This window comes from Dyadobacter arcticus (assembly GCF_011762185.1).
In the GTDB taxonomy this organism is placed as follows: domain Bacteria; phylum Bacteroidota; class Bacteroidia; order Cytophagales; family Spirosomataceae; genus Dyadobacter; species Dyadobacter arcticus.
The window spans coordinates 478,178-492,561 of sequence record NZ_JAASQJ010000005.1 but is presented as its reverse complement, the minus strand read 5'-3'; the positions used below and the strand labels follow the sequence as shown (position 1 = coordinate 492,561).

The following is a 14,384-nucleotide window of genomic DNA, read 5'->3' as shown; positions in this document are numbered from 1 at the left end:
TTTAACGAAAAGCTCATGAAAGTGTCATTCAAAGGTTCGATTCCGTCCATCACCACAGAAAACAAAGCTAGCCGCTTGATAATCAATAGATTGTCAAGCGGTTTTTGTTTGGTTTATATTCTCTTGAAAATGCCACATTTAAATCCGATTTCCTGTGGCTGGAATAGGGTCAACATCAAACCCAAAACCATTCAATACGGAACAGCCGTATCATGATTCTGTAAATCGGAAAGAATTACTTTAAGCGTGTCGATGTGCCGCTGCATTTCGTCCTTTCTCTCGTGATGATCCAGTGATAGGGAGGTATAACCTTTTTGGGCATAGTCGACTTCAAGTTTCCGGAGAAGATGTTTGCGTTCTTCCATCATCCTAAGGGCTACCCACAGCGTTGTACTGGCCGTTTCGGCCTGTTTGACCACCAAATCCCGCTCTGTGTAAGCATGCCCAATATGACACCGGTAACGGTTGATGATATCCCCCTTTGTTGCCCAAAGGTTTCCGCCACAGTCCGGACAGGCAAAGACGCTTTTATCCCCAATTTGTTCAATATCATCTATACCCACGGCCGTTTTTTCGGCTATCTGCGATTCGAGTAACACGTCCTGCGGCGCGGGCGCTTCTGAGGCCCGGTCAAGACTTGTTACCACGGTCAAAAGTGCGCCTATTTCACAGAGGACGCTGACGTGATCGACATCCATGTTGTTTATGACCGAAAGGGGCATGTCCGGATATTCAGCCTGATTGGGATCCTGAACGATACAAGTTCCGCCACTTCTTTTGATGGCCCACATACCCGAAGTCCCGTCATCAAGCATACCGCTTAGGATAACCCCAATGGCATGTGAGGTATATGCAACGGCGGCCGAACGAAAAAGCACATCGATAGAAGGCCTGAAACGATTTTCCTGGGGGCCTGATCCTAGCAAAATCTTACCATCCTTGACCAATAAATGCTGGTTGGGCGGTGCGACATATATATGTCCCGCTTCAATCGTAGCGCCATTGGCAGCCATACTGCATTGCATACTGGTAACCTTACTTAACCGGTGTACCACAAAATCGCCAATTCCCTTACGTGATAAATGGAGAACGATACAGTAGGCAGCATCCAAGCCAGCTGGCAGTGTCTGTATCAATTCGTCAAGTGCGTTCAACCCACCAGCTGACGCGCCTATTACGACAATAAATTTGGGGTGATTGGCCATGTCATTTACTTAGGTATATTGTAAACTTACTGCCCTTGCCCGGCTCGCTTTCAACAGCGATCCTGCCGCCAGATGCGTTTACTATTTTGTTGGCAAGGTATAAGCCAATCCCATAACCTTCACCATCTAAATGGAGCCTGGTGGACTTATCAAATATGGTCGCGAGATAAGGCTCTTCTATACCCATTCCATTGTCTTCAACTGAGAGAACAAAGACGTCATCTTGTGCTGAAATCTGTACTAGGATGATTGGTGGCCTTTCAGATCTATACTTGATGCCGTTTGCAATAAGGTTATACAAGATACTTCGCAGGTTCTTCTTAGAAAATACAATTTGGTGTACCTGCACGTCTCTTTTAATCACCGCCCCGTTCGATTTAATCCGCTCAGTCAGGCTCCATTCAATGTTATCCAGGAGCTCATCCATATCGACAGGTTCTGTCCCGTGGGCATTGTTTTCAATTTTAGCTACCGCTGCTATCTCGCCGATCAGGGAGCGGAATTTTTTCACAGAACCATTTATAATTGGTAAAACTTCTTTGATCTCCAAATCAGTGGTGTTGATAGAACTGATCAGTGAAATACTTCCTTCAATGCTACTTAATGGATCCAGCAAATCATGAGATGCGGTATGGACGAAGTTATCCAGGTCAGCATTGATTCGCATCAGGGCCTCATTTTTTTTATCGAGTTGTTGCTGTACAAGTTTAAGCTCGGTAATATCATTAAATGTAATAATGGCGCCCGAGGTCTTGTTGTTGATTAACTTTATATAAGGCATCGTCATGACCTGATACCACTTGCCATCTTTGGTTTCAACCTCTTTGGTTATAACCATATCGCTGGACATTACCTGGCTAATGTCCTCGATAATGGTCTCAAATTTAAAATTAGTAGATATGTTGCTTAGCGGTCTGCCAATATCATTATCCAGCAGATTAATCAGTTTAACTGCACCTGGGGAAAATTTAATTAGCCGGAGTTGATCATCTATAAAGAGCTGCCCATTGATATTGCTTCTAAAATAATTATTGAGGTCGTCGTTGAGTTCAAGCAGCTGTTTGTTTTTAAGCTGATAATCAGAATTGATCGTGTGTAACTCTTCATTAATCGACTGCATTTCCTCCGTCGTACTTTGCATCTCTTCATTCGCAGAAAGCAGTTCCTCATTGAATGACTGCATGTTCTCATCCAATGAGTACAATTTTTCGTTCGAGGCCGTGAGCTTTTCTCTCAGTTCTTTTACTTCCTGTTCCAGGCTTTGCGTGTATTGGTCAAAATAAAGTTGTTCATCGAAGACTAGTTTGTCAGTGGCCGCGACCTCATTTGAGTGGTCTTCACTTATACGGACTACTAAAAGACCATTGTTCCGGCCTTTCGAAATCATTGGACTTATCGACAAGGTTACGCCAACGACTTCTTCACCTTGTTTTATTTTAATTCCGCTTACAAAAGATGATTGATTATTCTGTAAAACAAGGCCAACTAATGTATTGTAAGCTACTCCCAACGGGCCTGGAAGTAGCTCTGTAAAGTCCGTGGTCATGATTTTCTGCATCAAAAATTTCGTCGTGTCCCCATAAAATTTGAGTACCTTATCATTTTGATCAATGCATATAATCAGTTGCCCCAAGTCTTTCATGACAGTTTCGTTGACAGCATCGCCAAGCGTCCGGTCCGGTACCCTCAATGTTTGATCCTGTGATCGGGGTGCATCAGTATGCTTTTTGTAAGAGACCTCGGGCAATGAGAATGATTCGAACCTTACCAACTGGTTGGCATCCAGATTTTTAAAAACTTTAAATTTTTTACTGATCACTTTCAGGCTTTGCAGGATCGGCAGCGGGTTTTCGCTCGAACCAAGGAACAGAAAACCATGCTGTTTGAGGCCAAAGAGCAGCATCAGGTATATTTTCTTTTGAAGTGCGGGTGTCATGTAGATTAAAACATTCCGGCAGCTTATGAAATGCATGTTACAATAAGGTGGATTTTTGACCAGGTCGTGGTGCGCAAAAATAACCATCTTGCGGAGTGCAGGATTGACCCTATAATCCTCTCCCTCCATTCGAAAAAACTTCTGCAAACGTTCCTGCGACACATTGGTCAGGATACCAGGCTTATATAGACCTTTCCCTGCCTGAGACAATGCAGCGGTGTCAATGTCGGTCGCAAAAATTTTCACCACATGCTCATTGATCCTATCGCCTAACTGTTCACTCACCAGCATAGCCAACGAATAGGCTTCTTCGCCTTTGGCGCATCCGGCAACCCACATTCTCAGTTCCTGCTGAGGTGCCAGTTCGGCAATAATATTGGGTATAGCCTGAGTTTGTATGAAATTGAAAGATTCTGTATCGCGAAAAAAGCCGGTTACACTAATTAAAAAATCTTTAGCCAAGAGGTCTAACTCGTCAGGATTGTCTTTGATGAATTGAATGTAAGGTCCCAGCTCACCGAAGTTATTGGAAGCTGCCCTTCTTTTTATCCTTCTTAAAATCGTGGAATGTTTGTAGTCAGAGAAATCTAGTGGCAATTGCTTTTTGATGAGCCCTATAATTTTACCAACGTGTTCTTCATCATGTATTCCGGCTGCCATCAGATCGAGCTCACGCTTTACATATTCTTCAATAAAATTAGGAATTGCCTCAGGTTCTAATATAGCATCTACCAACCCGGTAGCGATGGCATTACTGGGCATGCTATGGAATTCGGTACCATCAGGGTCCCTTACAATGACCAGTCCACCCGCTTTTTTTATGGCTTTGATACCATCCGTACCATCTGAACCCAGCCCTGAAAGCACGACTGCGATCGCTTTTGGGCCAAAATCCTCTGCTAACGAGATAAAAAAAGTATTGATTGTCATATGAGGAACGCGGTCTAAGCCCCTATCCGTAAGATACAAACAATGGTTTCGAACAGTCATGAACTTATCATTAGGAATAAGATATACCTGATTGCCCCGGATTAGCATTCCATCCACGGCTTCCTGCACCGCAAGCCTGCTGCGTCGGGATAGCAGCTCAACCATATGACTTTTGAATTCCAATGATAAATGCTGGACAATGACATAGGAAACCCCATCGGACGGGGTATTGTCAAAAAAAGAATTTAGCTCATCCAGGCCGCCAGCCGAAGCGCCTATTGCAATGATATGGTGCGGCTCTGGTGCGAACATAATGTCAGTGGATCAGTGAATAATCTACAAGGTAGTTAATTGCTACCTCCTTCTAAGTAGCCCGGGGGCAATGATAACACGATCCGTAGAAATGGATTGCTGCTCCCGTCTTTGTAAAGCGTTATCCATTTAACTAAAAAGCATACCAAAGCCTGATAATTAGCAAATTGGCATTTTGAAGATTGTTAGGAAGGAATCGATGCATTGCCGGGTTTTTCCGTTCTTTGAGTTGATCCCAATGTACAAGGCAGATAACCTAGCGGAACAGGTCCAGATAGTCTTTAAAAACATACAATTTGTTGCGCTGCCCCCCAGAGATCTCTTTCAAAATCTCTAACTTTTCCAGATCGGAAAGCAGTTTATAATTGGTAACCTTCGACTTTCCGGTAATGCTTTCAATCCGGGATATATCAATCACAGGCTGTTCATAGAGGTATTCAACAATTTTTTTGGCATCACCGGCGCGGTTTCCAAAGGATTGAATTTTTATATCAAGACTTCGCTTCAATTGCAGGATTCCATCAAAAGTGCTGACCCCTGTTTTTGAGATCTCAATGATCCCTACCAAAAAAAACTTTAACCATTGGTTGATATCATTGTGTGTCCGCGCGCGCATTAAATTGTCGTAATACAAAGTTCTGTTTCGCTCAAAATAGTCTGAAAGATAAAGTATCGGCTGCTTTAATATTCCTCTGTTCACCAGGTAAAGCGTAATCAATAATCGCCCGACCCTGCCGTTCCCGCCCAGGAAGGGGTGAATTGTTTCAAATTGATAATGGATCAGCCCTATTTTTAGTAAGTCGGGCAAAGGATTGGTTTCGTCGTTTGCAAATTTTTCAATGTCCGACATCAGATCAGCAATGGAAGTATGCACCGGTGGCACAAATACGGCATCATTAATACTCGCGCCACCGATCCAATTTTGACTGGTGCGATATTCGCCGGGCTGCTTATGCTTACCCCGAACACCCTGAAGCAAAGTTTTATGCGTTTGTCGTATCAGCCGCGACGAAAACGGAAGCGTATGCAATTGTTTAACAGCCTCATTCATTGCGCTGATATAATTTTGCACTTCCTCCCAATCATCACGTTTCTCCATTAAAATTTCATCTTTTTCCAAGAAAGCCTCTTCCATATTAGTCCGGGTGCCCTCGATTTTGGATGATTGCGTAGCTTCCTTCGCGATGTGCATGCGAATGCATAGGTCAATGTGGACATACTCGGAATACATGTCCAATCGTCCAAGATCTCTATCTGCCTTGCTCAGCAGGCTGAGTAGCTGCATATCGTCTATCAGCCAGTCGCGGTTTATGTTTTCGGGTTGAAAACTTTTGTAATAGCCTTGATTGGCATATACGCCTGCCTTGAAATTCTTCATTTTGAATCAAAAAGTTAAACTAACAAATCGCTTAGTTCAGAAAATGAAGGTAAACTTAACTAAAAAATCCGTTAGTTCAGTTTCTGGAATAAAAACTGAACTAAGAAATATTTTAGTTCAGAAAATTGGCATAAAACTGAACTAAGAAAATCCTTAGTTCAGAAAACAACTATAAATCTGAAATAAGAGAATTGCTAATTCAGTTTTTTTGTCAAATCTGAATTAAGGATGGCCGTAGTTTAGTTTTAGCAGGAGAAATGGATGATACGCGACTACTTATGACGATACCTGGGTGATATCCTGCATTGTTACTCCTAATCCTGTGGCGATTTCGTGCAGATAAAAGAATGATGGATTGACTTTCCCTGCTTCAAGTCTTTGTATCGATTGCTGGTTTGCTAACTTCTGATGAGAGGGATGATAGTTCATTATGCACTATCGAGAAGTTTATAGGTTAGATTTGGAGTATGGCAAGGTAAAAACATCACCTGAGGTAGAAAAGTTGGAAGGCATTCCCGGCTGACTGCCAATATTATCATTGAAATGATATTTAGTTAGGACGTGTTTACAGGGGGAAGCCAGAATCCGCCAAAAAACCTGCGATTGAGATTTGTACACTTTAATGCGCTGCGAAAGGATGCCAAGGGAACTTACAATGCATTGATTTTAGTTTACCAGGCCTTCGATTGATTCTTAAATTTTCCTCCCCTTTTCCCGTCTCAGAGTATATTCATTCCTCTGAAAATTAATTACAAATATTTTCCCCTCCGATGTGTGTTTTGGTAACGTATAAGGCTATTTACCAATAGATCAATGTCCGTTTATTTCCCGGTATTAATCAAATATTTAATTGTAATATATTTACATCAGTACAACAGAAGTAGATCCTATTAAAATTCACAACCATTTAAATTATTCTCACAAATGATTAAAAACCTAACTCTCATTGCACTACTTATTTTCATCCTTGCATGTGAAAGTAGTGACACAGATTTAATTAACAGACAGTCAGGCAATTCACCTGTCGAAACAAAGGGAAATTTCGTTACGGACCGACGAGCATCAAATTATTCTAACCCGTTTAAAATAAGTGCATATGATGACATTTATTTGTCACCTATCGAATATCGGTTCACAATCCAAAGTCTCCCTTCAATTGTAAATGGATATGAACTCAACTTACATGGTCTAACATTTAGAGCTACGAATGTGCAATTAAACGTGTTCGGTCTTGAAGGTAAGATATATGGCCGGAAGCGGAGTATAAGGATTGATTATTTATTACAAGAGGTATTTTACAAAATTGATGAAGTGGAATATTTGATGAATGCTGAATTTGCCTCCAAGCTTTCAGATTTAGATAGATTGGGTTTTATTACTTTATTTTCTATTTTGGCTGACAGGACTGATAAGGACCTGATTAGATCAAGGAATTATTGGACAAGGGTGCAAAGAAGCCAGTTACTTATTACTCGATAGGAGTTGGATGGAGTTCAACTGCTGCCGGTATGGATGTCGACGCTTTTAATCAAGGTCACGAAGCTGTTCTTACCCAGCACGGATGTATAAATATGGGTAGAGACATTTCATGTTTGGGTACGTCTCATATTTGTGTAGCTACCGATACTTGGGCCTGTGATTCTCATCCTGGTCCTTTCTTCGGTAACGAGCCACCTTCGTAATTTCAAATCACATTAAACCCTAAAAACAAAAACCATTATGATTTGTGCAATTGGACTTGGATCAGTCGAAGTATGGACATTGACCGGCGTGTATTTTGTTATTCTGGCCCTGACATTTTATTATGTTGTGAACGAGAAAATTGCCTGGCCGTTGAAGTTGGCAAAAGGCGCGCTTGCGCTATTTGTTCCGGTACTTGGACCTGCGCTAATATGGATTGAAGTAGTCCTCCGTGTGTACGTTTTTAAGAAAAAGACATCCTTAAATTCGTAGTGCTGTTTTTCTGCAGCATCAAAAATTCTTATTCTATTGTACTAAAAAGCCATCCGAGAGTATCCGGGATGGCTTTTTCAATAAACATGAAAAACGAGTTTTGGCAGAACGCAATAAACTTATTTTAGTACGCCCCCAACAAACAAAAAATGGTATCCCAACAAGGAATACCATTTCGAACTACCCATAACTAATCTACTATCAACGTACATCAGATTACCCTAGATCTTCATTTCTTGGGTTGCGGCCGCAAACATGAACCAGCGGTTCGCCTTCCAAGCCTGCAAGGATTCTCAATTGTGGAAGAGTGAATCAACTTAAATTGGGTCGGAAGGGAAAGCCGGTTTAATGTGGTTTGAAAAGCAGCTTCACTGTATACTGGTTTAGCGCGCCAGGTTCTGCCTGATACAATTTTTTGCCGGTTAACTGTCTTACCAGATCCGAATTGAGAGCGAAATCCCCGCTGAACACTTTTACCCTTCCGATGGTTATGCCATCGGTCAGGTAAAACTGGACCACCACAATCCCTCCCTTGCCATCTGCGAGAACTTGTGGGTAGGTAAGTATTGAAGCGAGCTGATCCGTAATTTCCGAACTTGCCTTACCGGACCTTTCGAGGATCTGAACCTGAATTTTGTCTTGCGGTCGTTGCAGCAGCAGAAACAATCCTAAGAAAATAACATTCATATTTTTGGGGCTAATAGATTAAATTCTGGGCAAGTTTAGGGCCATTGCAGACTGCTAACATGCCCTACGCTCGGTACAGGGTCAAATAATTTTTTCTGTCCGAAGAAAATGAGCCACCTCATTGGCGGAAATAAACAGCCTCGCATACTGGTTTCTAGCGGCGGTCAGAATGCTCTGATTATGCTTGTCGATCGTCTGCTTGCTGATTGATAATTTGCGTCCTACCTGCTGGCTGGTCCACCCCGCACCCTCCGAGTAAATCTGTAAAATCTCGAATTGTCTTTTGGTAAATGGCAGGCGTTCACGGATCCTTTGTTGGTACCTCTCCACAAACATGTCGTATAATTCATTCTTGCTATTTCCTGCCTGATCGCTGTACCTGGGTGTCATGGACTCGCCATCGTATTCCTTCACAACCGTGAATAAATTGGCATAAGCGGTAATCCGCCCTTTCGCGTCAAATTGAAACGAGGCCGATTCTCTCTTCACCCACCAATACTCTCCATTCTTGTCTTTCATAGGAATGCATGCAATGATCCGCTGGTCCATATACCGGACCGATCCGGGAAACTGGTTTGTGACTTCCAATGTTGCGATGGCCATTTGCATGAGCTGTTCAACATAGCTCGGGTGAATCGATTTGAAATAATCGAACATCGAGTAGGGCCTTGAGGAATAGCCAAGCCATCTTTCTGCCCCGATACAATGGGTAATTTCAAATGAGAGCAGGTTGACAACAAATGAAAACCGTTCATGGCCTGCCGTTATTTTGGCGGTATTCAAAAACCTGCCGTGTTCCTCTTCACTTACCCGGAGCGGGTATTCAACATCGGTCAGAAACTGGGCGCACCTGGCTTTAAAGGCGAGGTATTCTTGTTTAGTAAGTGACATAAAATTTTATTTTCAGGCTAAAAAGGTAGTAATCTAGCAAGAGTGCAAAATTGATCGTTTCGGCATTTCCTTACCCAGACATCTGTTGCAGAAAATGGTAGATTTGATACACACCGCATGATCCGGTGCCAAGGAATTTCATTGCCAATACTTTCAGGAACTGACAAGCCTTGCGCTGGGCCAGAACATTCACAATCTGAATTCCTGTTAATGAAAAAGCTTAGCTACCGAAAATCTTTAAATCAGTAATTTTCGAGCGGTTTTCGTCCAAAAATTCGCAAAATGACTTGATTTGTCTGATTTGGTGGGCAAGATCCAGGGTATGGTCGTATTCTTCCTGGTACACTTCTTTGAAATCGGTAATGATATAGCGGAGACTTCTGATGCCTTTTACTCGAAGGGCAGGTAAGTAGAAATTTTGGTGACTTATGGCGTAACAACCTGGTTGATAATTGCTTGTGGTTTTGATATCCGCGGCTACAATCCTTCCGAGTACATCTACATAACCGTATAGCAGAACATCGTCGAGCTGATATTCACAATAAACCTGGGTTTTTAGCATTGGTCTTGGAAGCAGTGCACGAACTTTATCAAGAATGTCCGGATCAAACATTTCTTCATCAATTCCCTTGATTACGGCTTCTTCGAACGAAGCACCTTTTCGCTGGGCTTGTGTCTGCAAAACGGGCACTCGGTTAACTCTGTTAAGTAATTCATCCTTATCAATATAGCCTTTTTCAAAACGGTCAAAAACATTTAGCAATGTTGGATATAATTTGTACTTAACAGCGTTAAATTTCACGGTTAATGATGTTAGATTTCACTTCGACATCCCAAAACGGTAAGTTAAGAAAATGGCAAGAAAGCTGAATTTATCATCTGGAGTATCGCTATAAGATGTGCTTTCTTCGGGGTTAATCAGTCTTGCTCCTGAGGTTGCGTCCATTTTATCCGTGCGCACAAGATAAAACCGGTAATCCAATCCTATTCTCAAATGAGGAAACATTTCATAATTCATAGAAGTGCCAAGTGGAAGAATGCCTTCACGGGTCCTTTTGATTCCTATAGGTCCTTTTGCTGGTCCCCAACGCAGGAATAAAGGATTTCTCGCACTGAGTTGGCTGTTGGTGAATCGCAGGATCTTGTCAGTATCTATGTCAAAAGCATTGGCGTTAAAATGTATTTGTCCGATACCTCCGTACAGGAAAAGGTTTACCGGCCCGGGTTCCAGTCGGTTAAATTGCTCGGTGAGATTCCATTTTACAATGCATTCGATGGTGTTATATTCATTAATAAAATAAGAATTGAAAAACTGGATTTTCTCACCGCCCACTTTGCCTGCAGTGTAATCCAGTTGGATCGCCAGGTTTTTATTAAACGACTTGCCCAGGCTGATACCTGTCATGGCGCGCATATCCTGCTCATTCAGTTCACCAAAGAACTGTGTTAAGCCACCCCGCAGGATGAAATAGAAGGGCAACTTTTCGTTCCGGATGTAACTTTTCTTGCTGCTGATTCCATTGGACGAAGGTTTCCGCCATGAAGACTGTGCGTTTGAAATAAACATAAGTAGATAAAAGCCTGCAAAAAGGGTCGTATGACGCATAAAATCGGAAGGGTTAGTAGCAAATACTTATCATTTACTACTTAGACGTTCGTTTCTGCGTTTGGTCATCCGATAACCATATTTATCTGCTAATTTTGCTTATCAATGCATTTAGCAGCTGGAAAAATGAGTGTAGTACCATATAAGGACAAGGACGGAAGCAAAAGGGAGCAGGTAGCGGAAATGTTCGATAACATTTCACCGAAATACGATTTGCTCAATCATCTTTTGAGCGGCGGGGTGGACATTTATTGGAGAAAACGGGCGATTAAATTGCTTAGGAAACAACAACCCAAGGTGATCCTGGACATTGCAACCGGCACTGGCGACTTTGCGATCGAGGCACTTTCCCTGAAACCTGATAAGATCATTGGTGTTGATATTTCAGAGGGTATGCTGGCTGTTGGGAGAGAAAAAATAGCCAAATTAGGCAAGCAGGATATCATTAACCTGCAAAGCGGCGATTCTGAAAGTTTGTCTTTTGCAGACAATTATTTTGACGCGATTATCGTTTCGTTTGGAGTACGTAATTTTCAGAATTTACTGGCGGGACTGACAGAAATGAACCGCGTGATGAAGCCAGGAGGAAATTGCGTGGTGGTGGAATTTTCCAAGCCACGCAGCTTTCCTTTCAAACAGTTTTACAATTTTTATTTCAAATACATATTACCAGTTATCGGAAATGCCGTTTCAAAGGACAGTTCGGCCTATACATATCTGCCCGAATCCGTACAAGCGTTTCCTGACGGAGAGGCTTTCCTTGAAATTTATAAAAAAGCAGGTTTCATAAACACCAAATGCATAACACTTACCTTCGGGATCTGTTCAATCTACACCGGTCAAAAGTAATTTTCGGTATTCTTGGATTATTCATGATTGCCCAGGAATCACAAGCACAGGGCGTAGGGTACAGAAGAAAACACCTCGAATATTACGACGACAAACCCATTCATTACGGTATATTGTTTGCTGTGCCATTTACGAGGTTCAATATCAAACACAGTAATGATTTTATTCCGAAGGATTCCGCATTTGTAATCCAGTCGCCGACCAATGCTGCGTTCAGAATGGGTTTTATTGTCAATGCTTTCCTGACCGATCATTGGGATTTACGGACTACGCCATCTGTTTCGCTGTATGAGCGCAATGTGAAATTCAGTTACCCCAATGGAACCGACAAAACCGAAAAACGGGAATCCACCTGGATAGAGATACCACTTTTACTAAAATACAAATCATTACGACGTGTCAATTCCAGGATGTATATGCTGGCGGGGGTCACATTGGGAATTGAAACCAATGTAAAAAGAAGCCGTGGGGGCGGGGCTGGGCGGCTTGACACCAAGTCCAGTGACTTTTCGGTTGATTATGGCGTTGGCTACGAACAGTTTTTCGAATTCTTCAAATTCTCTCCTGAATTGCGTTTCTCTCATGGGTTGACCAACGTGTTTCAGCCTACCAAAAATTCATTAGGCGTAGGTATCAGTAAAATGACCACCCACACCGTCACACTCTACCTGAACTTCGAATAATTGCCGGTTGATTCTCAGTATTTTGTAAATTATTTCAATCTTTTTTGCCTGAAATATTTGCAGGGATAATTTTAGTCCTACATATTTGCACTCCGAAATGACGGAAAGGGAGTTTAGCTCAGTTGGTTCAGAGCATCTGCCTTACAAGCAGAGGGTCGGGGGTTCGAATCCCTCAACTCCCACAACAAAAAAAGACGCTGATTTCAGCGTCTTTTTTTGTTGTAATCCCTGAAAGAAATGCACTGTTTTACAGCCTATCGAAATAGTGGAAACTTTGAAGTAAGCTATTTTAAAAGAACATCCACCAAAAGGCCCGCCATTGATCAGCGTCGATGACAAAAAGAAAAAAGGCATATATCGCCACATAAGCAGGTAATCCAATTAAGTAGGGACGATAAACTTTGTTGTTAAAACGCTCGTAAATGATGAGTCCAAGCATCATGAACAATCCTACTATGAGCCTGGGGATACCCAAACGGCCCAGAGAAGGATTGATGAACGGCAGAACGCTCAATACCATATAACGCGCATGGTACTTCACATTGCGCCTGTAATAAATGGCCAGAAGGTAAGTAAGGGCAAAGAATGTGATATCAGCGATACCGATAAGGCGTATGTCCGGTTGTCCGGGAAGAACAGGACTGTTTCTAATAAAAGCAATACGCATAAGCAAGAAAATGCTGAGGATCACCATGGGTACAACCACATACGATATCTTTCCAACCAAGCGGTGAAGGTCTGTCCTCTTGGTGCGGATCAGCAATGGCTGCGCAATTAATATCGCAAACCACAATAAGACCGTAAAGGCATGAAGATGCATTACCGAGGTAATATCCTGGAAATCAGGAATTTTGCTGAAATAGGTTTTATGAAAGCCTACAAAAGCCATCAGCAGTACGGCTATAAATAAATAGTGGCTATTACGGTAAACTCTTTCCATATTCTTTTTTTAGGTAAAAATAGGAATGCCGAATTACTGTCGGGTGGTAAAAAAGCGACCAATTATCTGGAAGACATATGCTCAGGAACAAGCCCCAAAACACGCTCGGGCGACTGCCGTTCCGCTAGAAACATTTCATTTGGATTGGTTCCTGCAAACTGTTTGAAATCCTTTACCATATGCTGGTAATCGCTGTAACCGCTGATAAGCGAAATACTAAGCCAATCCAATTTCGGATTTCGCTGTTTTAGGAGAAAAGCCTTGTCGAACCGGCTAATCCTTGCCAGAAATTTAGGACTTACACCCATTCTTTCTACAAATTGTCTTTGTAAGTGGCGCGGACTCCAGCAAGCCTGGGCGGCAAGCCAATCCAGGGAAAAGCGGGTTGGGTTATCTATGATAAGCTGCCCTATTTTGTTAACCGCATTAGCTTCGGTCCTACTTTTCTTGATTTTTTTCCAAAGGTATATTTCAGCAGTTTCTATGAGTTTTTCATACGAATCCGCATTTGCCATTTGTTCATTAATTGTTCTGATTTCACTTCCAATTACCGTTTCCGTGTCCAGGTATTGATCAGTAAAGAAGGCCAATGGAACTTCGAAAATCTGATACATGGCCCCTGGTTGAAAAACCACTTTCAGCATGAGGTAATCATCCGCCAGATGCAAGTTTAGTCGCGATACCTGCTGTCCCGACAAATAATTGGAGGTTCGGCGATTAACTTCACCGGTTTGCTGATTAATACTCATAAGGGTGGCTCTGGGATTAAATGTAAGGCATTGTTCAGGACAAGGCGCGTACGATTTGATCAGTTGCGGGTTTTCACGGTCCATCCTGAAATGCAGCAACAAATAGTGCTTTACGTAAGCTTCTAAATGCACCGAAGGCTGAATGTACTTGTACACCATTGCGTTGGATATTTTCCAGTAATTACTGCTGAAATTTTTTTGTTTCTCAAGATACAGCTTCTTGCCATCACACTATTATGTATATTAAAAGTTTTTTAGTGGATTA

Annotated in this window: 14 protein-coding genes and 1 tRNA gene; 5 read left to right on the top strand and 10 right to left on the bottom strand. The window is 42.2% G+C overall.

Going from position 1 to position 14,384, the window contains the following annotated elements; genetic code table 11:
* On the top strand, positions 1-216 hold a 216-nt coding region (locus tag FHS68_RS26295), incomplete at its 5' end, for a hypothetical protein (RefSeq protein ID WP_208408416.1).
* Here FHS68_RS26295 and FHS68_RS23665 read toward each other — a convergent pair.
* The 4 genes from FHS68_RS23665 to FHS68_RS23650 all read right to left on the bottom strand — a co-directional run bounded on the left by FHS68_RS23665 (position 192) and on the right by FHS68_RS23650 (position 6,190).
* Entirely contained in the window at positions 192-1,205 is a 1,014-nt protein-coding gene (locus FHS68_RS23665) for a chemotaxis protein CheB (protein WP_167275810.1), read from the bottom strand. The genes FHS68_RS26295 and FHS68_RS23665 overlap by 25 nt on opposite strands.
* A 1-nt stretch (position 1,206) precedes the next feature.
* Positions 1,207-4,383, bottom strand: coding sequence for a chemotaxis protein CheB (locus FHS68_RS23660; RefSeq protein WP_167275807.1), 3,177 nt, complete (start codon positions 4,381-4,383; stop codon positions 1,207-1,209).
* A gap of 256 nt (positions 4,384-4,639) precedes the next feature.
* The gene (locus tag FHS68_RS23655; protein ID WP_167275806.1) at positions 4,640-5,761 is read right to left on the bottom strand and encodes a Fic family protein; all 1,122 of its coding nucleotides are present in this window, start codon (positions 5,759-5,761) and stop codon (positions 4,640-4,642) included.
* Between the two features lie 276 nt (positions 5,762-6,037).
* Positions 6,038-6,190: a helix-turn-helix domain-containing protein gene (locus FHS68_RS23650; RefSeq protein WP_167275804.1), complete on the bottom strand. Its 153-nt coding sequence runs from the start codon at positions 6,188-6,190 to the stop codon at positions 6,038-6,040.
* 1,290 nt (positions 6,191-7,480) lie between these two features.
* Here FHS68_RS23650 and FHS68_RS23645 point away from each other — a divergent pair.
* Positions 7,481-7,714: a hypothetical protein gene (locus tag FHS68_RS23645; RefSeq protein WP_167275801.1), complete on the top strand. Its 234-nt coding sequence runs from the start codon at positions 7,481-7,483 to the stop codon at positions 7,712-7,714.
* A gap of 345 nt (positions 7,715-8,059) precedes the next feature.
* On the opposite strand, the gene FHS68_RS23640 is transcribed toward FHS68_RS23645, so the two are convergent.
* From FHS68_RS23640 to FHS68_RS23625, 4 genes are all read right to left on the bottom strand, one after another.
* Positions 8,060-8,401: a hypothetical protein gene (locus FHS68_RS23640; protein WP_167275799.1), complete on the bottom strand. Its 342-nt coding sequence runs from the start codon at positions 8,399-8,401 to the stop codon at positions 8,060-8,062.
* 81 nt (positions 8,402-8,482) lie between these two features.
* Positions 8,483-9,292 (bottom strand): LuxR C-terminal-related transcriptional regulator, encoded by an 810-nt coding sequence (locus FHS68_RS23635; RefSeq protein WP_167275796.1) that lies wholly within the window; start codon positions 9,290-9,292, stop codon positions 8,483-8,485.
* A gap of 220 nt (positions 9,293-9,512) precedes the next feature.
* Entirely contained in the window at positions 9,513-10,094 is a 582-nt protein-coding gene (locus FHS68_RS23630) for a hypothetical protein (protein WP_167275793.1), read from the bottom strand.
* A gap of 18 nt (positions 10,095-10,112) precedes the next feature.
* Entirely contained in the window at positions 10,113-10,898 is a 786-nt protein-coding gene (locus FHS68_RS23625) for a hypothetical protein (RefSeq protein ID WP_167275791.1), read from the bottom strand.
* A gap of 126 nt (positions 10,899-11,024) precedes the next feature.
* On the opposite strand from FHS68_RS23625, the gene ubiE reads away from it, so the two are divergent.
* From ubiE to FHS68_RS23610, 3 genes are all read left to right on the top strand, one after another.
* Positions 11,025-11,747 carry a bifunctional demethylmenaquinone methyltransferase/2-methoxy-6-polyprenyl-1,4-benzoquinol methylase UbiE gene (gene ubiE, locus FHS68_RS23620; protein ID WP_167275788.1) on the top strand — a complete coding sequence of 241 codons (723 nt, stop codon included), beginning with the start codon at positions 11,025-11,027 and terminating at the stop codon, positions 11,745-11,747.
* Positions 11,696-12,430, top strand: a complete 735-nt coding sequence (porT, locus tag FHS68_RS23615) for a type IX secretion/gliding motility protein PorT/SprT (RefSeq protein WP_445438747.1) — start codon at positions 11,696-11,698, stop codon at positions 12,428-12,430. Before ubiE ends, porT begins: the two co-directional genes overlap by 52 nt.
* Before the next feature lie 107 nt (positions 12,431-12,537).
* A tRNA-Val gene (locus tag FHS68_RS23610) sits at positions 12,538-12,612 on the top strand.
* 107 nt (positions 12,613-12,719) lie between these two features.
* Here FHS68_RS23610 and FHS68_RS23605 read toward each other — a convergent pair.
* Positions 12,720-13,370 (bottom strand): hypothetical protein, encoded by a 651-nt coding sequence (locus tag FHS68_RS23605; RefSeq protein ID WP_167275786.1) that lies wholly within the window; start codon positions 13,368-13,370, stop codon positions 12,720-12,722.
* Positions 13,371-13,432: 62 nt separating this feature from the next.
* Positions 13,433-14,278 carry a helix-turn-helix domain-containing protein gene (locus tag FHS68_RS23600; protein WP_167275783.1) on the bottom strand — a complete coding sequence of 282 codons (846 nt, stop codon included), beginning with the start codon at positions 14,276-14,278 and terminating at the stop codon, positions 13,433-13,435.
* Positions 14,279-14,384: the final 106 nt, after the last annotated feature.

What these genes read in the sequence shown, in the direction of transcription:
- FHS68_RS23635 (WP_167275796.1), bottom strand. Translation starts at nt 9,292, where the DNA reads ATGTCACTTACTAAACAAGAATACCTCGCCTTTAAAGCCAGGTGCGCC.
- ubiE (WP_167275788.1), top strand. Translation starts at nt 11,025, where the DNA reads ATGAGTGTAGTACCATATAAGGACAAGGACGGAAGCAAAAGGGAGCAG.
- FHS68_RS23665 (WP_167275810.1), bottom strand. Translation starts at nt 1,205, where the DNA reads ATGGCCAATCACCCCAAATTTATTGTCGTAATAGGCGCGTCAGCTGGT.
- FHS68_RS23645 (WP_167275801.1), top strand. Translation starts at nt 7,481, where the DNA reads ATGATTTGTGCAATTGGACTTGGATCAGTCGAAGTATGGACATTGACC.
- FHS68_RS23640 (WP_167275799.1), bottom strand. Translation starts at nt 8,401, where the DNA reads ATGAATGTTATTTTCTTAGGATTGTTTCTGCTGCTGCAACGACCGCAA.
- FHS68_RS23655 (WP_167275806.1), bottom strand. Translation starts at nt 5,761, where the DNA reads ATGAAGAATTTCAAGGCAGGCGTATATGCCAATCAAGGCTATTACAAA.
- porT (WP_445438747.1), top strand. Translation starts at nt 11,696, where the DNA reads ATGCATAACACTTACCTTCGGGATCTGTTCAATCTACACCGGTCAAAA.
- FHS68_RS23605 (WP_167275786.1), bottom strand. Translation starts at nt 13,370, where the DNA reads ATGGAAAGAGTTTACCGTAATAGCCACTATTTATTTATAGCCGTACTG.
- FHS68_RS23660 (WP_167275807.1), bottom strand. Translation starts at nt 4,383, where the DNA reads ATGTTCGCACCAGAGCCGCACCATATCATTGCAATAGGCGCTTCGGCT.
- FHS68_RS23650 (WP_167275804.1), bottom strand. Translation starts at nt 6,190, where the DNA reads ATGAACTATCATCCCTCTCATCAGAAGTTAGCAAACCAGCAATCGATA.
- FHS68_RS23625 (WP_167275791.1), bottom strand. Translation starts at nt 10,898, where the DNA reads ATGCGTCATACGACCCTTTTTGCAGGCTTTTATCTACTTATGTTTATT.
- FHS68_RS23600 (WP_167275783.1), bottom strand. Translation starts at nt 14,278, where the DNA reads ATGGTGTACAAGTACATTCAGCCTTCGGTGCATTTAGAAGCTTACGTA.